Annotated in this window: 27 protein-coding genes and 2 tRNA genes; 18 read left to right on the top strand and 11 right to left on the bottom strand. The window is 66.0% G+C overall.

Translation table 11 applies throughout. The annotated features are described in order from the left end of the window. Positions 1-11: 11 nt before the first annotated feature. Positions 12-278: a hypothetical protein gene (locus tag LRM18_RS09725; RefSeq protein ID WP_270954002.1), complete on the bottom strand. Its 267-nt coding sequence runs from the start codon at positions 276-278 to the stop codon at positions 12-14. Between the two features lie 138 nt (positions 279-416). On the opposite strand from LRM18_RS09725, the gene LRM18_RS09720 reads away from it, so the two are divergent. The 10 genes from LRM18_RS09720 (at position 417) to LRM18_RS09675 (ending at position 5,109) form a co-directional block, all read left to right on the top strand. Further along, complete coding sequence (locus LRM18_RS09720) at positions 417-659, top strand: hypothetical protein (RefSeq protein ID WP_270954000.1); 243 nt, start codon at positions 417-419, stop codon at positions 657-659. Between the two features lie 87 nt (positions 660-746). Beyond that, positions 747-956 carry a hypothetical protein gene (locus tag LRM18_RS09715; protein WP_074724819.1) on the top strand — a complete coding sequence of 70 codons (210 nt, stop codon included), beginning with the start codon at positions 747-749 and terminating at the stop codon, positions 954-956. Then, positions 953-1,621: a hypothetical protein gene (locus LRM18_RS09710; protein ID WP_270953998.1), complete on the top strand. Its 669-nt coding sequence runs from the start codon at positions 953-955 to the stop codon at positions 1,619-1,621. The genes LRM18_RS09715 and LRM18_RS09710 overlap by 4 nt, the downstream gene beginning before the upstream one ends. After that, positions 1,618-1,878 carry a hypothetical protein gene (locus LRM18_RS09705; protein WP_270953996.1) on the top strand — a complete coding sequence of 87 codons (261 nt, stop codon included), beginning with the start codon at positions 1,618-1,620 and terminating at the stop codon, positions 1,876-1,878. The genes LRM18_RS09710 and LRM18_RS09705 overlap by 4 nt, the downstream gene beginning before the upstream one ends. Next, positions 1,871-2,533 carry a hypothetical protein gene (locus tag LRM18_RS09700; RefSeq protein ID WP_270953994.1) on the top strand — a complete coding sequence of 221 codons (663 nt, stop codon included), beginning with the start codon at positions 1,871-1,873 and terminating at the stop codon, positions 2,531-2,533. The genes LRM18_RS09705 and LRM18_RS09700 overlap by 8 nt, the downstream gene beginning before the upstream one ends. Further along, positions 2,523-2,807 carry a hypothetical protein gene (locus tag LRM18_RS09695; protein ID WP_100438680.1) on the top strand — a complete coding sequence of 95 codons (285 nt, stop codon included), beginning with the start codon at positions 2,523-2,525 and terminating at the stop codon, positions 2,805-2,807. Before LRM18_RS09700 ends, LRM18_RS09695 begins: the two co-directional genes overlap by 11 nt. Continuing rightward, positions 2,804-3,388: a hypothetical protein gene (locus LRM18_RS09690; protein ID WP_270953988.1), complete on the top strand. Its 585-nt coding sequence runs from the start codon at positions 2,804-2,806 to the stop codon at positions 3,386-3,388. The genes LRM18_RS09695 and LRM18_RS09690 overlap by 4 nt, the downstream gene beginning before the upstream one ends. Beyond that, positions 3,385-3,696, top strand: coding sequence for a hypothetical protein (locus tag LRM18_RS09685; protein WP_270953986.1), 312 nt, complete (start codon positions 3,385-3,387; stop codon positions 3,694-3,696). The genes LRM18_RS09690 and LRM18_RS09685 overlap by 4 nt, the downstream gene beginning before the upstream one ends. Next, the gene (locus LRM18_RS09680; protein ID WP_270953984.1) at positions 3,693-3,914 is read left to right on the top strand and encodes a hypothetical protein; all 222 of its coding nucleotides are present in this window, start codon (positions 3,693-3,695) and stop codon (positions 3,912-3,914) included. Before LRM18_RS09685 ends, LRM18_RS09680 begins: the two co-directional genes overlap by 4 nt. 19 nt (positions 3,915-3,933) lie before the next feature. Next, on the top strand, positions 3,934-5,109 hold the full coding sequence (locus LRM18_RS09675) for an integrase (RefSeq protein ID WP_270953982.1): 1,176 nt from the start codon (positions 3,934-3,936) through the stop codon (positions 5,107-5,109). Between the two features lie 76 nt (positions 5,110-5,185). Here the strand turns inward: LRM18_RS09675 and LRM18_RS09670 are convergent, their stop codons facing one another. The 5 genes from LRM18_RS09670 to LRM18_RS09650 all read right to left on the bottom strand — a co-directional run bounded on the left by LRM18_RS09670 (position 5,186) and on the right by LRM18_RS09650 (position 7,014). Next, on the bottom strand, positions 5,186-5,743 hold the full coding sequence (locus LRM18_RS09670; RefSeq protein ID WP_270953980.1) for a hypothetical protein: 558 nt from the start codon (positions 5,741-5,743) through the stop codon (positions 5,186-5,188). Beyond that, positions 5,736-6,278 (bottom strand): helix-turn-helix transcriptional regulator, encoded by a 543-nt coding sequence (locus LRM18_RS09665; RefSeq protein ID WP_270953978.1) that lies wholly within the window; start codon positions 6,276-6,278, stop codon positions 5,736-5,738. Before LRM18_RS09665 ends, LRM18_RS09670 begins: the two co-directional genes overlap by 8 nt. Beyond that, positions 6,220-6,651 (bottom strand): hypothetical protein, encoded by a 432-nt coding sequence (locus tag LRM18_RS09660; RefSeq protein WP_270953976.1) that lies wholly within the window; start codon positions 6,649-6,651, stop codon positions 6,220-6,222. The genes LRM18_RS09665 and LRM18_RS09660 overlap by 59 nt, the downstream gene beginning before the upstream one ends. Positions 6,652-6,821: 170 nt before the next feature. Continuing rightward, positions 6,822-6,898, bottom strand: a tRNA-Arg gene (locus LRM18_RS09655). A gap of 39 nt (positions 6,899-6,937) precedes the next feature. Next, a tRNA-Pro gene (locus tag LRM18_RS09650) sits at positions 6,938-7,014 on the bottom strand. Between the two features lie 180 nt (positions 7,015-7,194). On the opposite strand from LRM18_RS09650, the gene LRM18_RS09645 reads away from it, so the two are divergent. Together LRM18_RS09645 and LRM18_RS09640 are read left to right on the top strand one after the other, a co-directional pair. Continuing rightward, positions 7,195-7,953 (top strand): Bax inhibitor-1/YccA family protein, encoded by a 759-nt coding sequence (locus LRM18_RS09645; RefSeq protein WP_270953974.1) that lies wholly within the window; start codon positions 7,195-7,197, stop codon positions 7,951-7,953. 90 nt (positions 7,954-8,043) lie between these two features. Further along, entirely contained in the window at positions 8,044-8,664 is a 621-nt protein-coding gene (locus LRM18_RS09640) for a flavin reductase family protein (protein WP_270953972.1), read from the top strand. A gap of 68 nt (positions 8,665-8,732) precedes the next feature. On the opposite strand, the gene LRM18_RS09635 is transcribed toward LRM18_RS09640, so the two are convergent. The 5 genes from LRM18_RS09635 to grxC form a co-directional block, all read right to left on the bottom strand. Continuing rightward, entirely contained in the window at positions 8,733-9,641 is a 909-nt protein-coding gene (locus LRM18_RS09635) for a LysR family transcriptional regulator (protein ID WP_049471075.1), read from the bottom strand. A gap of 53 nt (positions 9,642-9,694) precedes the next feature. Continuing rightward, entirely contained in the window at positions 9,695-10,438 is a 744-nt protein-coding gene (locus LRM18_RS09630) for a cysteine hydrolase (RefSeq protein ID WP_270953969.1), read from the bottom strand. A gap of 243 nt (positions 10,439-10,681) precedes the next feature. Further along, positions 10,682-11,686 (bottom strand): isocitrate dehydrogenase, encoded by a 1,005-nt coding sequence (locus LRM18_RS09625; RefSeq protein WP_049464919.1) that lies wholly within the window; start codon positions 11,684-11,686, stop codon positions 10,682-10,684. A 395-nt stretch (positions 11,687-12,081) separates the two neighbouring features. Further along, the gene (locus LRM18_RS09620; RefSeq protein WP_004154542.1) at positions 12,082-12,474 is read right to left on the bottom strand and encodes a carboxymuconolactone decarboxylase family protein; all 393 of its coding nucleotides are present in this window, start codon (positions 12,472-12,474) and stop codon (positions 12,082-12,084) included. Continuing rightward, positions 12,471-12,761 (bottom strand): glutaredoxin 3, encoded by a 291-nt coding sequence (gene grxC, locus LRM18_RS09615; protein WP_053462274.1) that lies wholly within the window; start codon positions 12,759-12,761, stop codon positions 12,471-12,473. The genes LRM18_RS09620 and grxC overlap by 4 nt, the downstream gene beginning before the upstream one ends. An 88-nt stretch (positions 12,762-12,849) precedes the next feature. Between grxC and LRM18_RS09610 the strand changes: the two genes are divergently transcribed. From LRM18_RS09610 to LRM18_RS09585, 6 genes are all read left to right on the top strand, one after another. Next, positions 12,850-14,562, top strand: a complete 1,713-nt coding sequence (locus LRM18_RS09610; RefSeq protein WP_270953964.1) for a M48 family metalloprotease — start codon at positions 12,850-12,852, stop codon at positions 14,560-14,562. Positions 14,563-14,678: 116 nt separating this feature from the next. Then, entirely contained in the window at positions 14,679-15,368 is a 690-nt protein-coding gene (gene phoB, locus LRM18_RS09605) for a phosphate regulon transcriptional regulator PhoB (RefSeq protein ID WP_005408258.1), read from the top strand. Between the two features lie 106 nt (positions 15,369-15,474). Beyond that, the gene (gene phoR / locus LRM18_RS09600; RefSeq protein ID WP_049468161.1) at positions 15,475-16,806 is read left to right on the top strand and encodes a phosphate regulon sensor histidine kinase PhoR; all 1,332 of its coding nucleotides are present in this window, start codon (positions 15,475-15,477) and stop codon (positions 16,804-16,806) included. A gap of 4 nt (positions 16,807-16,810) precedes the next feature. After that, complete coding sequence (gene ppk1 / locus LRM18_RS09595; RefSeq protein ID WP_053506092.1) at positions 16,811-18,898, top strand: polyphosphate kinase 1; 2,088 nt, start codon at positions 16,811-16,813, stop codon at positions 18,896-18,898. A 323-nt stretch (positions 18,899-19,221) separates the two neighbouring features. Further along, on the top strand, positions 19,222-20,748 hold the full coding sequence (ppx, locus tag LRM18_RS09590; protein ID WP_049468166.1) for an exopolyphosphatase: 1,527 nt from the start codon (positions 19,222-19,224) through the stop codon (positions 20,746-20,748). 317 nt (positions 20,749-21,065) lie between these two features. Beyond that, complete coding sequence (locus LRM18_RS09585; RefSeq protein ID WP_053462269.1) at positions 21,066-23,990, top strand: TonB-dependent receptor; 2,925 nt, start codon at positions 21,066-21,068, stop codon at positions 23,988-23,990. Positions 23,991-23,994 lie beyond the last annotated feature (4 nt).

The raw sequence follows: 23,994 nt of genomic DNA, 5'->3' as shown, positions 1-23,994 counted from the left end.
CCCCCTACCTTTCAAAGCATGGCTGGGTTGAACTCTTCACCCTCGAGCCAGTCTTCACCACTCCGGCGCAGGACACGCTTGACCTGCGAGTCCACGACACGAGCATTGAGCCCTGAAATCAACAGGGCCACCAGTGCAAGGCAACTGCGCCGGTCCGAGAAAGTCTCTTGTGCGTCGATTAACGTCACGCCGTCGAACGTTCGCAGGCGCCATCGCCAGCCAACAGTGCCCGTCAGTTGGGCCCATAAGCATGAGCGGCGGTACACCTCGACGTACATCCAAGCTCCTCAGGAGACGATCAGCAGGCAATCGTACTGTCAAATTCGCGTGAAGCAACAGGCTGCCGAGGCCAGGGCAAGCCAACAGCTGAATCGCTTAAGGACCGCTGTCCGTGCGACGGTCAAGGGGCATCGCTGATGCGCCACCTTGCCCTGCCCATCTACTGCGCCGTCGTCGTCGGCCTGCTGCTGGGGCTGCTCGCACGCGCCATCTATACCGATGCCGGCTCGCTCCTTCCGCCCTTCGGTGCTGGCGTTGTCTTCTTCACCTGGTGCGGCGTGCGCGACCTGCGGCGCAACTGGCCCGCATTCCGCAACGAGATGCGGCAGCGCTCGGCAGAGAGAGCGCGCACACCGCTGCCCGCCGACGACACCCACTGACCCCCTGCCCTGCGCTCTCCCCCTGTAGCGCAGGGAGCCCGCGCCGGCCGGGTTCCAACAGCCGGCAAACCATCCCAGGAGTCCAGCGTGCGTAACCAGCTCGACATCTTCGATCACGACCCGGCCCGCATGGCAGCGGCCAACCGCGCCGCCGCCGAACGCGCACTGCACGACGTGCAGTTCACCGCCACCGTCCGGCAGGAACGCCACGACTACTACGTGGGCGAAGCCGAACGCTGGGAACACCTCGCCGCGCACAGCGCGCGCTCCACCAACAGCAAGGACATGCAGGCATGAGCAACGACAACAAGGCCCTGGCGGACGTGCAGCCCGGTCGGAGGGTGAGGCTGGGGGATCAGGCGGAGCGGGCGCGGTTTGAGGAGTGGGCCCGCACGGAAAGGCTGCCGCTTGCCCAGGGCAAGCTCGGTGGCTATGCCTTCGAAGTGACGGCAAGGGCGTGGCGCGCTTGGCAATACCTCTCCGCCCAGCCCTCCCCGGGTGATCAGGGGGATGCGCCGCCGTGCTGGTGGATTGACCACGGCACCTATGGCCAGATTACCCAGCGCCAGGACGAAGCGGATGCCGCTGTCAATGCTGGAAAACGAGTGGTTTCCTATGCCGCCCGCCAGCCGGTGGGGGAGCCGGCCGCATGGGTCCATGAGGAAGACCGGGAAAGGGTGATCTCTGCGCGGCAGAAGGCAACCGCGCTGCGCGATCAAGGGGCCAGCGGCTCGTCGGTCCGACCGTACTCGGTGCCTGCCTACCTGCATGCACCCGCGCAGGCCGTGGACCTGGCCGAATTCAAGGCGCTGTATCGAGCCTACGTGCGCCTGCTGGAGTCTGCCCGGGATCGCATCCTGGATCTTGGCGGCACCTGCGATCCGGTCGATGTGATGGAAGCCAACGACGTAGACCTGCAGGCTGCGCGCCGCGTTCTCGACAGCCAGGCGGTAAGAAAATGAGCATCGACAGCGCAACCGAGCGCAAGAAGCTGCAGCGGCTGATAGATCGCGCAGCTAAGGCAGCCAGCGCGTTCTACCTCGCGAACAAAGCGCTGTGCGAATTCTGCGTCGAGAAGTACGGCTGCGAGCCGGCTGACGTTGACTGTGACCAGATCATCGACGCCGTCCAGGGTGGCGCGGGGGTGTCAGCCGGACTTCCTGCCGATGACTTTGATGAGGCGATGGTCGAAGCGATGGAGCTGGCAGGCCATGGCTGACCAGCTGCCCACCACGGCTTCTACAAGCACCCCTTCAGCGCTTGGACGCGAGGCCGGCCACGTGGCGCTCAACCGCAGCCATGCCGAGCTGCATAGCGTCGCCCTTGCTCCTGATCACACCCTCGGATCGCAACTCGACAGCGATGCCGTCGACTTCGGCTGTGTACGAGAAAACGTGATCCACGCTGCTCGTGATGGTCAGCACGAAATGGTAGCCATCGTGGAAACCGCGCAGGGTTCGATGAAAGCCACGAGTGGTCATGGGCCGGCCGCGGTAGGGGACGTGGTGCACTGTACAGCTGAATGCGGCACGTCGTCAGCATCGAGTGTGGCGGCTGACCAGTTGCTCACCGCTGCAATGGACCAAGCCGAGCCGATCCAGTCCGCCTACTCCGATGGCCCCGTGTGGAATGCCTTCGGCCTGACCCGTGCCGCATACCTGGTCGTTCCTCGGCGAACGCTTCAGTCCATGCCACTGGAGTGGCAGGAGCGCTTCGTCGCGCTGATGCACGAAGCCCACGCCCACCTGCCCGCCGAGGCTTTCCCCGACTACACCGTGCAGCGCCAAGAGCGCGGCCGATTCATTACCGACCCGCTCCGTGACTACCGCCACACCGGGCCGATTCCACCCAAGGAAAACCGCGATGAGCCCTGATCAGCTCCGAGCCTTTGCCCGCTCGATCCTCGATCGCAAGCTCCGCGCCGGCTGGCGACGGGAGCAAATCCTGCGCATCGAGTACGAGGGGTTCACGGGACCGGCGCACGCCGGCTACCTGATCTCCGCCGGGAAGATCTCTGTGTGCCAGGAAAACCAGTACCTGATCCGCCACACGGACGCATGGGCGGTGACGTTCCGCATGGCCGACCTGCTGCGTGATGAACCAGCACCACCGCCGGCCGCGCCGGCCCAACTGGACCTGTTCGCATGACCGCACCACTGCCCGTTTCCCCGGCCACCGTTGTCGAGGCCACCAAGGCATCGTCGCCTGTCGCAGCGGTCGTCTCTGCCATGCGGCGCGTCGATCCCGCCGGCGGCGGCGTTGCCGCCAACCAGGTGCGTGCTTGGGCCGACACCCTGATGACAGCGCTCTATACCGCGCAGCCGGTGCGCTGGGAGTACCGCCACAAGGACGATCATGCGCCGGGCTGCTGGATGCAGGCCGACGCCGGCCACGTGTATGGCGGGCACCAGCGCGGCCTCGTTGTCCGCGCCCTGTTCGAGACCCCACGCGTAATTCAGCCCGAGAAGATCCACGACTTCCAGGGCGGGGTCTGCGTTCGCTGCGGCGACAGCGAGGACTGGGCCGGCCCTGATTGTTCCCCGCTGGTCGAGAAGGTCGACCCGCGAACCCTGCTCCCGTTCGACCCGCAGTGGCTGGTCGAGCCGCTGGAATGGCTCAGGGACGCCCGTCAGAACCTCAACCCGTACGAACGCCGCAGGCGCGCCGAGCAAGCCGCCTTCCTGCTGGAAAAGCTGGTCCCCCACATCGAGGAGTGCAAGAAGCCATGACCCAGGAACATATCAGCCACCCGGAAGGGTTGCCGAACTGCGCCGCCGGCCACCGCGCGCGCCACATCCACGACAAGCGCTGCGCCTCCGCCGGCGGTGGTCACCTGGTCGAGTGCGCCTGCAGGTCAACCAGCAAGCATGCCGATCCCGACAAGGCCATCGCAGCGTGGCGCCGGCTCAACCGCCCGCCGCGCAGCGCGCGGCCGGCTGCGGCAGCCGACAACGTCCTGCAGTTCAACCTCAGCCTGGTCGACCCTGCCGCCAAGCGCATCCGAGCCCGTGCCAGCGCCCAAGGACGCCGCCCGTGATCGGCGAAGTTCTCCAATTCCGCGATCTGCAGGAGCTGTGTCGGCCTGGGAAACGCCCTCGGCTTGCCACCGTGGAGCGCTGGGCTAGGCAACGGAACATCCGTGTCCAATACGACGGCCAAGGCGGCATCTGGACAACAACGGCCGCCCTGAACGAGGCCCTGGGCCTCACCAAACCCGCTTTCGAGAACGAAAGCTACCCCGCTTCGCTGATCTGAAAGGACGCACAGCAGCACTATGGCACGACCCCGCAAGGCCGCACCCAACCTGCCGAAGCACATTGACCACACCCGCCTCCCGGTGGGGATCTATTGGGACCCCACCGGTCGAGGCCGCTGGTATGTGCGCAACCCCCACGAAGAGGGCCACGGCTTCCGGAAGAAGACTGTAGCCGGACCCGGCGCGCGGCTATCGGACCTGCACGCGATCATGGAGGCGCGCCAGGGCGCAGCACTGCGCGGCACGATCGCATACGTGATCGATCAGCATGCAAAGAGCCTTGCCTTCGCGCAGCTGAGCCCGAAGACGCAACAGGGCTACAAGGAGTATGCGGCCGCGATCAAGGTCTATCCGCTGAAGAACGGCACCGCCCTTGGAGACGCAGTGGTGGATAGGCTCACGCCTGGCTTCATCAGGCGCCTGATAGACGTGATCGCGCAGGGACGCCCTGGCTTCAAGCCGGGCGATCCGGCCATCCCCGGCTACCCAACGAAGGCGAACCACTGGCTGCGCTACCTGCGAAGGGTATTCGGTTGGGCCCGCGAACATGACCACGTCACGACGAACCCCGCCGCCGGCATCAAGCAGGTCAAGGAAAAGGCAGACCACCGCATGCCGCCGGTGGATGTGTTCCGACGCGTGCAGGCGTATGCGAAGACTTGCAGCGCACGCGGGCCCCGGGCAAAGGGAGCTGTCCCTGCGTACCTATGGGCAGCGATGGAGGTGGCCTATCAGGCTCGTCTACGCGGAATTGAGGTGCTGACGCTCACTGACACCCATGTGGACGGTGAGCTACTGCGGACGAATCGCCGGAAGGGTAGCCGCGACAACTTGGTGCGCAAGGGCCCGGAAACCGAAGAGGCGATAGCGCTGCTACGGGCTCGCCGCGCGGCAATTTGGAGCAAGAGAGGGGGAGTTGTACCCATCCGGGCCGAAGACCGCTATCTACTCGTCAGCGAGGACGGCGAGCGGTTGACCGAGGCGGGTTGGCAGACTGCCTGGGGGCGCATGATGCGCAATGCGGTGAAAGACGGGGTCCTAAGCCAGGAAGAGCGTTTCGGCCTCCACAGCTTGAAGCACCGGGGTGTGACCGATACCAGGGGCGATAAGAGAGAGGCCAGTGGCCACAAGACCGATGCCATGATGCACGTCTACGACCATTCTTTACCCACCGTGCCAGAGTCGGGCGCATGACTGCCGAATTACAGCTGCACGAATGCGGTTAGACGGGGCTCGGGCGGCCACATAGGCAGGACCGCCCGTCCCGTTCTTAGCTATCTTGCTTTTTGCGCTTGACCGTCGCCTTGCGCGCACTTCCCGTCTTCACTGCTCTCTTCTTATCTGACGCGGTCGATGACAGCTTGGCTTGCGCTTCTCCTGCGCTCTTCTCCTTACGGAAGAAGGTCAGGCGGCTAATTTCTACGCCATCGATTTGAGCCGAGAACACACAGCTGTCTTCGAATTTAATACCTTCAGCCTGCAGAATTCCAACCATCGTGGCTTTGGGAACTCCGCCCGGTGGACGGCCATCGAATCGATCAATCAGCACCTGCATTACGGGATCGGCCCGTGTTTTGCCAGCAGGCAATGCCGGGAATTTGGTCACTTCCGGAGTTTCAGCGCCATCGACGTGCACAAGCATCTCAACCTTCAGCTTGCTGATGTCTTCACCCAAATCGCAGTTGATGACCACAACACAAGCAAGCCGAAGGGGATGCTTGGCCACTCGCTGCGCGACTGTCCCATAGACACCCATCAATGACATCGTTCCACCGATCTCCCGGCGGATGTCGTCGCAGAATATCGCATGCGCGTTGAAGTTAGGCATTGCCTGGTTCTTCCTCAGAGCAGCTCTTGCAGACTGCATGCCATACGTCATCAACATCAGCCTTCAACACCGAAGCGATCCGATGGATGGTCGAAACTCGCATATCAGCCTTGCCATTCTCCCAACGAGATATGACAGCTTGGTTGGTGTTCATCTCGCGCGCGAATTTGGCCTGCGAAAAACCAGCTGCGAGTCTGAGCGCGCGTAAAGACTCTCTCGGAGACTGGTACAGCACCTCACCAACCCACTGGCGAGCCTCGGCCATGCCTGTAGGGTCGGCGTGCTCAAGGTCAGCAACCACTGCATCGATGTCCGCAAAATCCAAAGACGAGTCTTCCGAAGAAGCCAGCTCCGGGACGACTTGGCCGACACAAATGCGCTTGACCGCGTTTGCTACAACCTCTGCAACATCGTCGGGAAATGCAGTAGTTGACCACACAGAGACCAGCGCAAAAGCAGCCTGCGAGGAACCGGCGCTAGCCGAAACTTCCCTCGAGCCGATCAGAGTCTCTGGTGATCCGTTGCCCCAGTGCATCGTTGTGATCATAGTCCCAATCTCGTGGTGCCACGGCCAGCACTATCGCGGTGCGTGTGGCCTTGAAATAAACATAAATGATTCGGAAGTGAAGACCCTGCCTAGCCAGGTCATAGCTCTTCAGGCGCCAGATGGGTCGGCTGGGTCGGCCTTTCACGTAGACAGTGATGGGCACCACATCGAAGAAGTCCCCGTGAGCGGAGTTGTCGGCGCCAGACAGCGCCTCCAGCTTTCTAGAGTCATCCTTGAGCTCCTGAATTAACGCCCAGAATCCCTTCGTGACCTTGGGTTCATTGATCGCCGCCAAGTCGGCTTCAACTACCTTGAGCACTCGAAGGGTGATGGGACGCTTGGGTAAGCGTACCTTGGCCATGCTTTATAAGTCATAAAGGGTTAGATTTCCATATCTCCCGACCAAATGCGTGACGCAGTCGGCAGACCCTAGCCCGGACTATAGCTGGTAGGCATGCTCATAGCACAGCTCCTTGTCCGGAGCCAATTCCGGAGCGGAAGGCGCGGCAAGGTCTAACTGATTGATTTAAATGGCGCGCCCGACAGGAATCGAACCTGTAACCGCCGGCTTAGAAGGCCGGTGCTCTATCCAGTTGAGCTACGGGCGCCCGGACCGGAACGGTGTCCAATCCGACGTGATGTGGGATTGGTCGGGGTAGAGGGATTCGAACCCCCGACATCCTGCTCCCAAAGCAGGCGCGCTACCAGACTGCGCTATACCCCGGTCTTGCAATCCCCTCGGGCCAGGCCCGGGGAGCTGGTCATTGTCGCCAAGCCGGTCGCGAACTGTCAACGCGGCCGGCTCGACGCTGGTCCCCGCCACAGCGCCGTACGCAGTCATCGGCTATGCTCGCGGTCATCGGCCGGATGGCCGTCCCGATCCTCATTCGCACGGAGAATACGCATGCGCAGCGGCAACCCGGCTCTTTCCGAGTCGACCTTCCTCGACCTCGCCAGCGGTTCGGTGGTGACCAGCTCCGACCAGGTGATGACCCTCAACGGCACCGCCAACAAGACCGGCCTCCTGCTGCTGCTGACCGTGCTGACCGCGGCGTTCGCCTGGAGCCAGTCGGTCGACGACTACGGCCAGATCTCCGGCAGCGCGAGCCTGTACGCCATCGGTGGCGCGATCGGCGGCCTGGTGCTGGCGCTGATCACCATCTTCAAGAAGGAATGGTCGCCGGTGACCGCGCCGATGTACGCGCTGGTCGAAGGCCTGTTCCTGGGCGCCGTGTCGGCGCTGTTCAACATGAAGTACCCGGGCATCGTGTTCCAGGCCGTGCTGCTGACCTTCGGCACGCTGGCCGCGCTGCTGGTCGCGTACCGCAGCGGCGTGATCAAGGCCACCGAGAACTTCAAGATGGGCGTGGTCGCCGCCACCGGCGGCATTGCCCTGCTCTACCTGGCCTCGTTCGTGCTGGGCTTCTTCAACATCAACGTGCCGGTGATCCACGACGCCAGCTGGCTGGGCATTGCCTTCAGCCTGTTCGTGGTGGTCGTGGCCGCGCTGAACCTGGTGCTGGACTTCGACTTCATCGAAACCGGCGTCGCCCAGCGTGCGCCGAAGTACATGGAGTGGTATGGCGCATTCGGCCTGATGGTGACCCTGGTCTGGCTGTACGTGGAATTCCTGCGCCTGCTCTCGAAGATCCAGCAGCGCTGAGTCCAGCCACGCCGTAAACGACAGGCCGCGATCCGCAAGGGTCGCGGCTTTTTTTGTAGAGTCGAGCAAGCCCACACGTCCCCTGCCCCCATGCCCGACACCTTCCACAGCTACCGCCCGGCGGAGGGCCACCGCCTGCCGCATGACCCGTTCAACGCCATCATCGGCCCGCGCCCGATCGGCTGGATTTCCAGCCAGGACGCGGGCGGCACGTTGAACCTGGCGCCCTACAGCTTCTTCAACGCCTTCAACTACACCCCGCCGATCATCGGGTTCTCCAGCCAGGGCCGCAAAGACTCGCTGCGCAACATCGAAGCCACTGGAGAGTTCGTCTGGAACCTGGCCACCTTCGACCTGGCCGAGGCCATGAACGAAAGCTGCCGTGCGGTCGCGCCGGATGTCGACGAGTTCGCCCTCGCCGGCCTGTCCCCGCTGGCCTCCACGCAGGTCGCACCACCGCGGGTGGAACAAAGCCCGGTCAGCATGGAATGCCGCTGCACCCAGATCGTGCGCCTGCGCGATGCCGCCGGACAGGACACCCAAGGCTGGCTGGTGCTGGGCGAGGTGGTGGCGGTGCATATCGATGCACGGTTGCTGATCGATGGCATCTACGACACTGCCGCAGCGGCACCGATCCTGCGCGGCGGCGGCCCCGCCGATTACTTCCGTATCGGCGCCGAACAGCGCTTCCGCATGTTCCGCCCGACCTGATCCCAGCCCTTTGCGGGGCAATCCGCAGACTCACCGACGCTATCACCACCACGGCTGCAGCCGCGCGGCTATCCGGCCGCGCCCATCGGTGCAGCGTAGTGCGCCGCGAGGTGCTCGACCAGCGCGCGCACCTTGGGCGCGAGCGCACGTGCATGCGGATACAGCGCGAAATAGCGCCGCTGGCCGGCATGCCAGGCCGGCAGCACCCGGATCAAACGACCGGCGCGCAGGTCCTCCTGCACCGTCAACGCGGTGAACAGGCTGATACCCATTCCGGCCAGCGCGGCGGCGTACAGCGCAGGCGTGGCATCCACACGCAGGCGCTGTCCGGCTTCAACGCTCACGCAGGCGCCGCGCGGCCCCTGCAACTGCCAGGGCGGCATTGATGGGGTGGGACTGAAACCCAGCAGCGTGTGCTGCTCCAGGTCCGCAGCCTGCCGCGGCAGGCCATGCCGGGCCAGGTAGGCCGGTGCGGCGACCAGGATGCGCGGGCAGCTGGCCAGCTCGCGCGCGACCAGCTGGCTGTCCGGCAACGAAGCCGCGATGCGCAGAGCCAGGTCGAAACCACCGCCCACTACATCGACCAGCTGATCATCCGCCGACAGGTCCAGCGTGACCTGCGGGTAACGCTGCAGGAACGAGGGCAGCCAATGCGGCAGTTCCTGGCTGGCCACCACCTGCGGCACGCTGATCCGCACCCTGCCGCTGGGTTGCGCCTGCCCGGCGCGGGCACGATCGTCCGCCTCCTGCAGGCGGTCCAGCAGCGTTGCCGCCTCGCGGTAGTAATCGCGCCCGGCCTCGGTCAACGACAGCCGACGGCTGTTGCGATCAAGCAGGCGCACCTGCAGGTGTTCTTCCAGCTGCCGCAGTTGCCGCGACATCGCCGAATGGGTGGTGCCCAGGCGTTCGGCGGCGGAGGTAAAGCTGCCCGCGTCAACGATGGCGCGCAGCGCACGCAGGGCGGCGAAGTGATCCATCGGCGGGCAGCTCCACGTGGCGGGGCCCACGGCATGCGGGCCCCGCCAGCTTATCAAGCGCCGTCGCCGGCCTTGCGCACCGGCAGTGCGAGGATCGCGTCAGTCGTCATGACATCACCAAAGGCGTCCTCGATCTGGGCCAGCGAGGCTTCATGCAGCGCACGATGGCCGATGCGCTGGCCGCCAGCCAGATCCAGGTCGCGGCTGGCGCTGGCATCGGACGAGACGATCACCCGGTAACCACGGGGCGCGGCCGCCGCGTCGCGCGCGGCACCAGCCACGCAGGCATGGGTCTGCAGGCCGGTGACGATCAGAGTGTCGATGCCAGCGTTCTTCAGCACCTGATCAAGCACGGCGGCGGAGGCGCCGGCGAACACGCTGACGTTGTCCTTCTGCACCACGGTCTCGCCCTGGCGCGGCTGCAGGTCGCGATGGAAGGCCGCGTTGATGCTGCCCTGCGCGAACAGCGGCGCACCCGCCGGCAGCACGTGCTGCACATGGATCACGCGGATGCCATGAGCATCGGCGAAGTCGACCACCCGCTTCGCCTGGCGCAGCGCGGCCTGGCCATCGGGAATGACCATGCGGCCACCGGCAAAGCCCGGTGCGGCCTTGGCATCGAAGTACTCGTTCTGGAAGTCGATCACCAGCACGGCGGTCTTCGCCGCGTCGAGCGAGCCCGCACGCGGTGCCCCTGCGATGTGGCGGATGGTGGGATGGGCCGGCTCGGCGGCGGCGACCGGGGCGGTGGCGGCCATGCCGATCAGACTGGCCAGACCGAAAGCGGTGAGATTCATGTGCGGATTCCTGCGATGGGTGTGGAGCACAGGATGCGGAGCGCCTGGCGCACGAACCAGCCCCGCAGGGGCACATGATCTGTGCGGAATTCGCACAGGCCATCCCCCTGAAGCCACCCCATGGGTGGCTGCGGACCAACGCCCCGTCATCCACACATGGCGTGGATCTACCGGGTCTGCCCATAACGCAACGGGGCGCCCGAAGGCGCCCCGCTGTGGATCCAACCGAGGTCGGCCGGCCGCTTACAGGCGGCGGGCGATGGCCTGGGCAAAGCTCATGGTGGTGCCGGTGCCGCCCAGGTCGCCGGTCAGCGAATCCTTGGCTTCCATGGTTGCCACGATGGCCTTGCGCAGGCGCTCGGCGTTTTCCGGCTGGCCGACATGGTCCAGCATCTGCGCGGCTGCCAGCAGCAGCGCGCACGGGTTGGCCTTGCCCTGGCCGGCGATGTCCGGCGCGGTGCCGTGCACGGCTTCGAAGATCGCCGCGTCCTTGCCGATGTTGGCACCCGGGGCCAGGCCCAGGCCGCCGACCAGGCCGGCGCACAGGTCGGAGATGATGTCGCCGAACAGGTTGGTGGTGACGATCACGTCGAACTGTTCCGGACGCATCACCAGCTGCATGCAGCAGTTGTCGACGATCATTTCCTGGAATTCGATGTCCGGATACTGCGCGGCCACTTCACGGGCGACATTCAGGAACAGGCCCGAGGTCGACTTGATGATGTTGGCCTTGTGCACGGCGGTGACCTTCTTGCGGCCGGTGCTCTTGGCCAGCTCGAAGGCGTAGCGCACGATGCGCTCGGAACCCTTGCGGGTGATGCGGGTGCCGGAGAAGGCGGTTTCGCCGTCGGCCGACACTTCCTGGCCTTCGGCCAGGTAGGCACCTTCGGTGTTCTCACGGACGGTGATCAGGTCGACGTTGTCGAAACGCGACTTGGTGTTCGGGAAGGTGTGGGCCGGACGCACGTTGGCGTACAGGTCGAAGTGGCGGCGCAGGCTGACGTTGATCGAGGTGAAGCCACCACCGACCGGGGTGGTCAGCGGGCTCTTCAGCGCGACCTTGTTGCGCGCGATCGATTCAAGGGTCACCGCCGGCATCAGGTCGCCGTGCTTCTCCAGGGCCACCAGGCCGGCGTCGGCGTCTTCGTACTCCAGGCCCGTCTTGAGCTGGTCCAGCACGAACAGGGTGGCGTCCATGATTTCCGGGCCAATGCCGTCGCCGCGGATGACCGTAATTTTCTGCGTCATTGATCGATGTTCCGAACAGGGGGAAAAACGCCGTCCGGACGTGCCCGGAAACGCCGGCGCAAAGGAAGTTTCACCGGCAATTATGCCTGAGCCGGGGCCGAGGTCCCAAATAGACCATGGTCCCAGTGCCCGGCTCAGGCAGAATTGCCCGCGCATCCCACCTTGTCCCCGCGCCTGTCGGCGCGCCCCCTTGAGCAAACCGCTCTGCGGTTTTGCCCGCGCATCCCGCCTTAACCCTGCGCCTGTCGGCGCGCCCCTTCAACAAGAAGGGGCTCCTGGGTTGTTGGATCGTGGGGAAGGCCACTCGCGGGTGCGGTAGTGCCGGCCGCTGGCCGGCAACCTCGGCCATGTGGGGTTCAGGAAATGCCGGCCAGCGGCCGGCACTTCCGGAGCACTCAGTGCTCGTGCGCTGCCGGGGCGGCGGCGCCACCTTCAAGCTGGTCGAGGAAATCGACCGCGCGGCGCAGGTGCGGGATCACGATGGAACCGCCCACCACCAGGCCGACCGAGAAGGTCTCGAAGAACTCCTCGCGGGTGACCCCGGCGTCCTTGCACTGGGCCACGTGGTAGCTGATGCAGTCGTCGCAGCGCAGCACCATCGAGGCCACCAGGCCCAGCAGCTCCTTGGTCTTCACATCCAGCGCGCCGGCCTGGTAGGTCTGCGTGTCCAGCGCGAAGAAGCGCCGCACCACCTGGTTCGGCTCACCCAGGATGCGCTCGTTCATGCGCTTGCGGAACTCGGTGAACTCGGCGATGCGGTCCTTGCTGCCGTCGTCGGCCGCGCTCATGCCTGGCCCTGCCCGGCCAGCAGCGGCTCGAGCTTGCCTTCACGGTGCAGGGCCATCATGTCGTCGTAGCCGCCGACGTGGACGTCGCCGACGAAGATCTGCGGCACGCTGGTACGGCGGGTCTTGGCCACCATCTTCTCGCGCTCGGCCGGGTCCAGGTCGATGCGGACCTCGGTCCACTGCTGGCCCTTGCTCTTCAGGAAGTTCTTGGCGGCCACGCAGTACGGGCAGACGGCGGTGGAATAGAGGGTGATGGCGGGGGCACCGCCGGCGGTCTGGGCTGTCACGGGAAACTCCACGATGGATCGACGGTCTACATATGGTACCGGTGCGCTGGAATTTCCACGCCACGGCCGCAACACTGTGGATTAACGAATGGTTGCCCCCCGCCCTGCCACGCTGGGCGCGCCCCGCCCGAGGACCTTCTGCTTGCGAGCCCTGCTGCTGACTACCGCCGTCACCCTGGCCCTGGCCATGCCGCTGGCCCAGGCCCAGGCCCAGGCCCAGGAGAAGCTGCCTGACATCGGCTCCTCGGCCGGCGAGCTGCTGACCCCGGCCCGCCAGGCCGAGTACGGCGCGATGATGCTGCGCGAGCTGCGCAACTATGGCTACCTGCTGGACGATCCGCTGGTCAACGACTGGCTGCAGACCATGGGTACCCGGCTTGGCTCCAACAGTGACCAGCCACGGCAGCCCTATACCTTCTTCGTGATGAAGGACCGCCAGATCAACGCCTTCGCCACCCTCGGCGGCTACATCGGCGTCAATGCCGGCCTGGTGCTGACCGCCGAGCGCGAGGACGAGGTGGCTGCGGTGCTGTCCCACGAAATCGCCCACGTCACCCAGCAGCATGTGCTGCGCGGCGTCGAGCGTGCCCAGCGTGACCAGATCCCGATCCTGCTGGGCATGCTGGCGGCGGTGGTGGCCGCGCAGGCCAGCAACAGCACCTCGTCCGGTAACGCGACGATGGCCGCGATCAGTTCAGGCATGGGCCTGATGCAGCAACGGCAGATCAACTACACCCGTTCCAACGAGTCCGAGGCCGACCGCCTCGGCATCCGTACCCTGTCGCGCAGCGGCTACGACGTGGATGCCATGGCCGGCTTCTTCGAACGGATGTCGGCGGCCATGCGCGGCAATGAAGGCGGCTACAGCGTGCCCGAGTTCCTGCGCACCCACCCGGTCAACATCACCCGCATCAGCGAGGCCAAGGCCCGCGCCGAGCAGATGAAGAAGGATACGGTGCTGCTGACCACCAGCACCCCCAGCGGCGAGCGCAGGGAGCGGGTGGACCCGGCCGATCCCAGCCTGGGCGAGCCGCTGCTGCGCGGCAACAACCCGCTGCTGCCCAGCAGTGTGCTGCGCCTGCCGATCGGCCAGCTCAACCGCGGCGCCAGCGGTGACTTCGAGTGGGCACGCGAGCGCCTGCGCGTGCTCAGTGCCGATTCCACCCCCGAGCTGGAACGCGAGTATGCCGATCTGGCCAAACGGCAGAAGGACGGTCTCAATGATGCACAGCGCTATGGCCAGGCCCTGGCGATGATGCGCGGTGGCCGTGCCGGTGCCGGCCAGGCCCGGCAGACCCTGGCGGGCCTGCTGCAGACCCATCCCGGCAACCTGTGGCTGGCGCTGGGCCTGGGCGAGGCGGAGTCGCGTGCGGGCCTGGCCGCCCAGGCCAACAGCCGCTTCGAGCAGCTGCTGCGCGAACATCCCAACAGCCGCCCGGTGGCGTTGACCTATGCCGAGATCCTGAACGAGCAGGGCAACCGCGAGGCCGGCCAGCGGGCACAGGCGATGCTGCGCCCGCTGCTGTCGCAAAGCGGTAATGATCCGGTCTTCCAGCAGCGCTTTGCCCGCGCCAGCGAGCTGGCCGGTGACAGCGTGCGCGCCAGCGAAGCCTATGCCGAGGCGGCGTTCCTCAGCGGGCGGCCGGAACAGGCGCTGCTGCAGCTGCAGGCGCTCAAGCGCAACCCGGCGCTGGACTACATCGGCCGCGCGCGCGTCGACGCCCGCATCGAATCGATCACCCCGACCGTACTGGAGCTGCGCCGCCAGGGCGTGCAGGACCCGGACCTCGACCGCCGCTGAGCGCTGCATGACCGGCCGATGGCAATCCCGGCCGGTTCCGCCCGGGAAGTCACAAACATGTCATCAAACCGTAGTCTACTGGCACCACTCCAGTAACCGAGCCCTACGGTGTCCTCGTGCAGAAACGCATCCTGATCGTCGATGACGAGCCCGCGATCCGCGAAATGGTCGCCTTCGCCCTTCGCAAGGGCGATTACGAACCGGTCCACGCCGGCGATGCCCGAGAGGCCCAGACCGCGATCGCCGACCGCGTCCCCGACCTGATCCTGCTGGACTGGATGCTGCCCGGCACCAGTGGCCTGGACCTGGCCCGTCGCTGGCGCAAGGAAACGCTGACCCGCGAAGTGCCGATCATCATGCTGACCGCCCGTGGCGAAGAGAACGACCGCGTCGGCGGGCTGGAGGCCGGCGTCGATGACTACGTGGTCAAGCCGTTCTCGGCGCGCGAACTGCTGGCCCGTATCCGTGCGGTCATGCGCCGCGCGCGCGAGGATGACGAGGACGGCAGCGTGGCGGTCGGCCCGATCCGCATCGACGGCGCGGCCCATCGCGTGTTCGCCAACGACCAGCCGGTGCCGATCGGCCCGACCGAATACCGCCTGCTGCACTTCTTCATGACCCACCCCGAGCGCGTCTACACCCGCGCCCAGCTGCTGGACCACGTGTGGGGCGGCAGCGTGTACGTCGAAGAGCGCACCATCGACGTGCACATCCGCCGCCTGCGCAAGACGCTGGAACCGTTCAACGCCGAGAACATGGTGCAGACCGTGCGCGGCGCCGGCTACCGCTTCTCCACTGCCACCTGAGTCTCGTCGTGCCGGCGCCGTGCACCTGCGGGTGCCGGTGCCGGCAACTCTGCTATAACCCTCGGTTCACCCCAGTGAACCGCCGCACCTCAACGACGAGATCGCAATGCCCCGCCACATCCGCTCTGCCTGGTTGAAGACCCTGGCCACTGTTGCCGCGGTACTGCTGTTCGCCGGACTGGTGGGGGGAGTCACGGGCCACCTGTGGCTGTGCATCGCGCTGGCCGCCCTGGCCACCCTGGCCTGGCACTACTGGCGCCTGCGCAGCGTGCTGCGCCGGCTGACCGCCCGACAGCGCTGGGACACCGCCGAAGAAGGCACCGGCGTCTGGAACGAACTGGACCGCCTGCTGTACCGCAACCAGGTGGAAATGCGCGTGCGCAAGCGCCGCCTGCTGGACATGCTGCGCAGCTACCGCGCCGCTGCCGCCGCACTGCCCGATGCGGTGGTGGTGCTGGACCGCAACAGCCAGCGCGTGCAGTGGTTCAACGAAGCGGCCACCGCCCTGCTTGGCCTGCACCACCCCGGCGACCTCGGCGAGGCCCTGGTCGAGCGCCTGCAGCCGATGCCGCTGGCGCACTGGCTGGCCGGTGGCCGCAATGCCGAACCGATCCTGGACGTGCCCTCGCCGGTCGACCCGGCGATCCGCCTGAACCTGCGCCTGATTCCCTATTCGTCGGACTACTGGCTGCTGATCGCGCGCGACGTCAGCAAACTGCTGCGCCTGGAACAGGTGCGCCGCGACTTCGTGGCCAATGTTTCACACGAACTGCGCACGCCGCTCACCGTGGTTCACGGCTACCTGGACATGATGGACCCGGAGGATTTCCCCGGCACCGGCCCGATGCTGGAAGAAATGCGCAAGCAGAGCCAGCGCATGGCCCAGCTGGTGGAAGACCTGCTGACCCTGTCGCGGCTGGAATCGCAGGAGCACAGCGAAGAAGAGACCGTGGCCATGCAGCCGATGCTGGCGACACTGCGCCGCGAGGCCGAGGCGCACAGCCAGGGCCGCCACCAGATCAGCATCGACGATCTGGCCGGTGTCGACCTGCAGGGCTCGACCAAGGAACTGCACAGCGCGTTCTCCAACCTGGTCACCAACGCGGTGCGCTACACCCCGGCCGGTGGCCGCATCGCGGTGGAGTTCCGCCGCGAAGGCGACGGCGCCGTGCTGGCGGTGCGCGATTCCGGCTACGGCATTCCCGCCACCCACCTGCCGCGCCTGACCGAGCGTTTCTACCGCGTGTCCAGCAGCCGCTCGCGCGAGAGCGGTGGCACCGGGCTGGGCCTGTCGATCGTCAAGCATATCCTCGGCCTGCACCACGCACGGCTGGAGATTGAAAGCGAAGTCGGCAAGGGCTCGGTGTTCTCCTGCCATTTCGATGCCGACCACGTGCGCCCGCGCGAGTCCGCCCCCCTGACCTCCATCGAAGAATGACGCCATGAGCAGCCTCGGATCCCTCCCCCTCCCCGTGAGCCCGGACAACGATCCGTTGCGCGACCCGGCGCTGTACATCAACCGCGAGCTGTCGCAGCTGGATTTCAACTTCCGCGTGCTGGCGCAGGCCATGGACCCGCAGGTGCCGCTGCTGGAGCGCCTGCGCTTCATGTGCATCTCCTGCACCAACCTCGACGAGTTCTTCGAGATCCGCGCCGCGGCCGTGCGCCACGCGCAGGAGTTCGGCCTGCCGCCGGCACCGGACGGCATGAGCCCGCAGGCCATCCTCAACGCCATCCATGACCGCGCTGCGGAGCTGGTGGACCAGCAGTACCGCTGCTGGAACGAGACGCTGCGCCCGGCGCTGATGGAGGCCGGCATCGGCGTGCTCGGTCGCCATTCCTGGACCGACCGCCAGAGGCGCTGGCTGCGTGCCTACTTCCGCAACGAGATCATGCCGGTGCTGTCGCCGCTGGGCCTGGACCCGGTGCACCCGTTCCCGAAGATCCTCAACAAGTCGCTGAACATCGTGGTGGTGCTGAAGGGCACCGATGCCTTCGGCCGCGCCGGCCACCTGGCGATCGTGCGTGCACCGCGCTCGCTGCCGCGCATCATCCAGCTGCCGGAGAAGCTCGGCGGATCGCAGAACTTCGTGTTCCTGTCGTCGGTGCTGTCGACCTTCGTCGATGAACTGTTCCCGGGCATGGAAGTCCAGGGTGCCTACCAGTTCCGCGTCACCCGCAATTCCGAGCTGGTGGTGGACGAGGAGGAAGTGGAAAACCTGGCGCTGGCGCTGCGCGACGAACTGGTTGACCGCGGCTACCGGCCGGCGGTGCGCCTGGAAATCGCCCACGACATGCCTCGCGAGATCGTGCGCACGCTGCTGCAGAATTTCGGCCTGACCGAGAACGCGGTGTACCGCATCGATGGCCCGGTCAACCTCAACCGCATCATCCAGCTGTACGACCTGATCGCGCAGCCGGACCTGAAATACCCGCCGATGACCCCGCGCACGCTGCGCGACAGCGACGGCATCTTCGAGACAGCGGCGCGCCAGGACCTGCTGCTGCACCACCCGTTCGATGCGTTCACCGCGGTGCTGGACCTGATCCGGCAGGCGGCGATCGACCCCAACGTGCTGGCGATCAAGCAGACCCTGTACCGCACCGGCAAGGATTCGCTGATCGTCGATGCGCTGATCCAGGCCGCGCGCAACGGCAAGGACGTAACCGTGGTGGTGGAGCTGCGCGCCCGCTTCGACGAAGAAGCCAACCTGGGCCTGGCCGATCGCCTGCAGGAAGCCGGGGTGCAGGTGGTGTACGGCGTGGTCGGCTACAAGACCCACGCCAAGATGCTGCTGATCGTGCGCCGCGAGGGCCGCAAGCTGCGCCGCTACGTGCACCTGGGCACCGGCAACTACCACAGCGGCACCGCCCGCGCGTACACCGACATCAGCCTGATCACCGCCGACGCGGACATCGGCAACGACGTGCACCTGCTGTTCCAGCAGCTGTCCGGACTGGCCTCGAAGATGAAGCTCAAGCGCCTGCTGCAGTCGCCGTTCACCCTGCACACCGGCATCCTCGGCCGCATCGAGCGCGAGACGCGCATCGCCGCCGCCGGTCGCCCCGCGCGGATCATCGCCAAGATGAACGCACTGAACGAGCCGCAGGTGGTTCGTGCGCTGTATGCCGCGTCGCAGGCCGGCGTGCAGATCGACCTGATCATCCGCGGCGCCTGCACACTGCGCCCGGGCGTGCCGGGCATCTCGGACAACATCCGCGTGCGCTCGATCGTCGGTCGTTTCCTGGAACACAGCCGGGTCTACTGGTTCGGCAACGACGGCGCGCCGGAGATGTACTGCGCCAGCGCCGACTGGCTGGAGCGCAACCTGCTGCGCCGGGTCGAGACCTGCTTCCCGATCCTCGATCCGGAACTGGCCAAGCGGGTCTACCGCGAAGTCCTGCAGAACTACCTGGACGACAACCTCAATGCCTGGGAGCTGGACGCGGACGGCGTGTACCACAAGCGCGCCCCGGCCCATGACGAAGCCCCGCATTCGGCACAGATGGCGTTGATGCAGGGGCTCTGACCCGGTAGGTGTCGACCAAGGTCGACACCCACCAGCAGCAGCGCAGAACGCCGTCCGGCAGGTCGCAGAGAACTGTCGAAGGCGGGGTGGGTCCGGTGGCAGGGGTGTGAGCCGCATGGATGCGGCGACCAAGCCCCCATGGACGGGTTCACGGCGTCCCCTGCCATCGGACCCAGCCCGCCATCCCACGGATAGCCTGCTGTTGCTGTGGCTGTTGCCGTTGATTCGGCAGGTGCAGGGCGCAGCCCTGCCGCACTCCCCTCTTCCAACATGTGAAGGCCGCGCGGTGACGAGCACACCGCCCCTTCGGCTAACATTCGTCCATGCCGCATACCACCACGACTCCGCCCGCATTGCAGGATGGCGACCTGCTGGCCGCCATCGACCTTGGCTCCAACAGTTTCCACATGGTCATCGCGCGCTACACGCTTGGCCAGCTGCGGGTGATCGACCGCCTGCGCGAGACCGTGCGGATGGCCGATGGGTTGGACGGCAAGGGCGGCCTCTCCGCAGCGGCCCGCCAGCGCGCGCTGGAGTGCCTGGCGCGCTTCGGCCAGCGCATCCGCAATGTGCCGCCGCACCGGGTACGCGCACTGGCCACCAACACGGTGCGCCAGCTGCGCTCGCCGCAGTCGTTCCTGGTCCCGGCCGAAACCGCACTGGGGCATGCCATCGAAGTGGTCAGCGGCCGCGAAGAAGCCCGCCTGATCTACCTGGGCGTGGCCCATGCGCAGCCGCCCAAGCCCGGCCAGCGCCGGCTGGTGATCGACATCGGCGGCGGCTCCACCGAGTTCATCATCGGCATGGGCATGCAGACCCTGGAGCGTGAAAGCCTGCAGGCCGGCTGCATCGCCAGCACGCGGCGCTTTTTCCCGGGCGGCAAGCTGAGCAAGAAGCGCTGGAAGGACGCGCTGGCCGAGATCGGCCGCGAGTTCCAGCCCTTCGCCAGCAAGTACCGTGCGCTGGGCTGGCAGGAAGCACTGGGCTCGTCAGGCACGCACAAGGCGATCAGCGAGATCTGCGCGACGATGAAGCTGAGCAAGGGCGCGATCACCGCCGAAGCCCTGCCGCAGCTGCGCGATGAACTGCTGAAGGCCAAGAAGATCGACGATATCCAGTTGCCGGGCCTGTCCAGCGACCGCCGCCCGATCATCGCCGGCGGCATCCTGGTGCTGGAAGCCGCGTTCCAGGCGCTGGGCCTGCAGAAGCTGCTGGTCAGCAAGGCCGCGATGCGCGAAGGCATCCTGTATGACATCGTCGGCCGCGCCGGCGAGAACGACCTGCGCGATGAATCGGTGGCTGCACTCAGCCAGCGCTACGGCATCGATACCGTGCAGGCCGAGCGCGTCCAGGAGACCGCGCTCTCGCTGCTGGAACAGGTGCAGGAACGCTGGCGGCTCGACGCCGACGATGCGCGCATGCTCGGTTGGGCCGCGCGCCTGCACGAGCTGGGCCTGATGATCGCGCACAGCGGCTACCACGTGCATGGCAGCTATGTGCTGGAACATTCGGACATTGCCGGCTTCTCGCGCCAGGAGCAACAGATGCTGGCGGCGCTGGTGCGCAGCCACCGCCGCAGCGTGGCCAAGACCGCCTTCGACGCCCTGCCCGAGCGCCTGCTGCTGACCGCGCGCCGGCTCGCGGCGCTGCTGCGGCTGGCGGTGCTGCTCAACCGCGCCCACGAGGATGCCCCGCTGCCGGCGCTGGAACTGACCGCCGACGATAACCGGCTGTCGCTGATCGTGCCGCAGGCGTTCATCGATGCCCGTCCGCTGCTCCGCGCCGACCTGATCGGCGAGACCGACGGCATCGCCGGGCTGGGCATCCAGTTCCGCCCGTTCGTCGCCTGAATACGCCGCCCCGTGCCTTGCACGGGACCGCTCAAGTGACGCACTTCGCTGTCCCACTTTGCGCAGTCTGGCGGTTTTTTGTGCTGCTTCGCAACACGACGGCACCGTATCGCGTCCCGGACCTCTCACGTAAGCGCCTGCTTTTGTTCACGTTTCGTGAAGGCAGAAGGTGCCTCGTGACATAAATTGATACGAACTCTTTACAGAGCATTAACTAACGAGACTACTATCGGGTCACCGGCTCGGTCATCAACCCAGCTGGCTCCTTCGACGCCCACTTTGGCGTCTTGTGCACGACCTGAGAGAGAGAGCTCGCCATGACTTCACGCACCACCGCACTGGGGCAGGCCATCCGCTATGCCCTGGTTACCACCGCAACGCTGGCCGCCCTGCCCGCGTTCGCCCAGGACGGCAGCAACGCTACGCCCACCAACCTCGACCGCATCGAGATCACCGGCTCGCGCATCCGCCAGGTGGACGTGGAAACCGCCCAGCCGGTGTTCGCGATCAGCCGCAACGACATCGAAAAGCAGGGCTTCAGCTCGGTTGCCGACATCCTGCAGAACGTCACCGCGATGGGCAGCCCGACCATCAGCCGCGCCAATGCGCTGACCGCGGGTGAAAACGCGGGTGGCACCTACATCGACATGCGCAACCTGGGCACCCAGCGCACGCTGGTGCTGGTCAACGGCAAGCGCCTGGGCATCAGCACCTCCGGCTACCAGGACATCTCCACTCTGCCGGTGTCCGCCGTGGAACGCATCGAGGTGCTGAAGGACGGCGCCTCTGCGATCTATGGCTCCGACGCCATGGCCGGCGTGGTGAACATCATCACCCGCTCCAATGTCACCGGTGTGACCGCCAACGTCTACCACGGCCAGTACAGCCAGGGCGACGGCGCGCGTGACCGCTTCGACGTGGTCGCCGGCTGGAGCAACGATCGCCTGTCGCTGACCCTGTCGGCCGAGCACGCCGAAGAGAAGGGCGTGTGGGCGCGCGATCGCGGCTTCAGCAAGTACGGCATGACCGATCGTCATCCGTACGACAGCAGCAACTGGACCACGATCAGCCAGTACGGCCAGTTCACCGGTCTGCGCGGCCCGGGCTGTACCGCCACTGCGGGTTGCGGCTACTCCCTCAACCGCGGCGCGGATCCGACCAATCCGGCCAACTACCACCTCACCGATAGCACGCCGTTCACCGGTGACGTGAGCAACGCCAACGACCAGATGCACGTGATGTATCCGGTCAAGCGTGACTCGGTCTATTTCGACGGCCGCTTCAAGATCACCGACAACGTCAACTTCCGTACCGAGCTGGGCTACAACCAGCGTGAGTCCACCCGCCAGATCGCGGGCTATCCGCTGCAGTCGAGCACCGCCGGTGTCGGCTCGATGTCGATCAACAGCTACTTCAATCCGTTCGGCCGCCAGCACGGTTACGCCACCCCGACCGCCGTGGCATGGAACCGCCGCACCTGGGAGGTGCCGCGCGTGACCACCAGCGAGCTGAAGACCTACCGCGCGGTGGCGTCGTTCGACGGTTCGTTCGAGATCGGCAGCCGCTACTTCGACTGGGAAGTGGGCTACCAGTACAACCGCAATGAACTGGAATCGGTGGCGACCGGCAACCTGCACAAGGCTCGCGTCGCCGGCGGCGTCGGCCCGTCGTTCTACAACGCCGCCACCGGCAAGGTGCAGTGCGGCACCGCCGCTGCACCGATCTCCTATGACGTGTGCAAGCCGTGGAACCCGCTGGTGCCGTACGGCACGACGGCGGCCGATGGCCTGTACGGCAACGAAGAACTGCAGGCGTGGCTGTTCCCGGAAGAGATCACCAAGGGCCGCACCACCTCCAAGAACTTCTTTGCCAACATCGCCGGCAGCATCGTGACCCTGCCGGCCGGCGACCTCGGCTTCGCGTTCGGCGTGGAAAGCCGCAAGGAAGAAGGCAAGTACACCCCGGATGCCCTGGCCCAGACCGGCGCGACCACCAACCTGGCCGCTGGCCCGACCGGCGGTGACTACACCGTCAACGAAGCCTACCTGGAAGTGAACGTTCCCGTGCTGGCCGACCTGCCGGGCGCGAAGGAACTGACCTTCAACGGCGCAACCCGCTTCTCGGACTACAACACCTTCGGCAACACGCTCAACAGCAAGTTCGGCTTCAAGTGGAAGCCGATCGACTCGCTGATGGTGCGTGGCACCTGGGCCGAGGGCTTCCGTGCACCGACCATCAGCGACCTGTTCGGTGGTGGTTCGGAGACCTTCGCGCAGTTCAGCGATCCGTGCGACACCCGCTTCGGTTCCTCGGCCTCCAGCGCGGAAGTCCGTGCACGTTGCGCACGCGACATCGCCAATGCGAATACCTTCCGCCAGCTGCGCCAGGGCGGCACCCCGGTGAACACGTCGACGGACGCGACCCCGGTGCCGTTCACCTCCGGGTCGAACCCGCTGCTGACGCCGGAAACCTCGACCAGCAAGACGCTGGGCCTGGTCTGGAGCCCGAGCTTCATCCAGGGCTTCAACGCCTCGCTGGACTGGTGGAAGATCCGCATCGACAACACGATCATCGCCGACACGCCGACCCAGATCCTGCAGGACTGCTACGAATCGGGTATCCAAGCGCGCTGCTCGCGCTTCCAGCGTGACCCGGTGACCGGCATCGTGACCAACCTGAAGTTCGGCAACCGCAACGCGGGCTTCATGGAAACCGAAGGCTACGACCTGGACGTGAGCTACCGTCTGGACACCCGGTTCGGCAAGTTCAACGTGAACTCGGCCACCACCTACGTGTCCAGTGCGACCTACCGCACCTCCAACGACAACTCGATCGTCCCGATCGTCACCAACGGCATCGGCAGCGCTTTCCGCGTCCGTTCCAACCTGGTGCTGGGCTACGAGCGGGGCAACTTCGGCGCGAGCTGGACCGCGCGTTACTATTCGGGCGTGAAGGAAACCTGCTCGAACATCGCGCTGTACCCGGACGAGTGCTCGGATCCGGGCGTGTACGCACCGTGGTACAAGGGCGCACGCAACTACAACGAGCGCGGCGCGGTCACCTTCCACGACGTGCAGGTGCGTTACTCGCTGCCTTGGGATGCCACCGTGTCGGTCGGTGCCAACAACGTGTTCGAGAAGTACGGCCCGGTCATGTACAGCAAGCCGAACTCGGCCTTCTCGTACTACGGTGGCTACGATATCGGCCGCTTCATCTACATGAAGTACCAGCAGCGCTTCTGATCCA

The organism is Stenotrophomonas sp. PI_27 (genome assembly GCF_027854495.1).
In the GTDB taxonomy this organism is placed as follows: Bacteria; Pseudomonadota; Gammaproteobacteria; order Xanthomonadales; family Xanthomonadaceae; genus Stenotrophomonas; species Stenotrophomonas pavanii.
The sequence above is the reverse complement of the archived record's forward strand: the minus strand, read 5'-3'. Positions and strand labels throughout refer to the sequence as shown.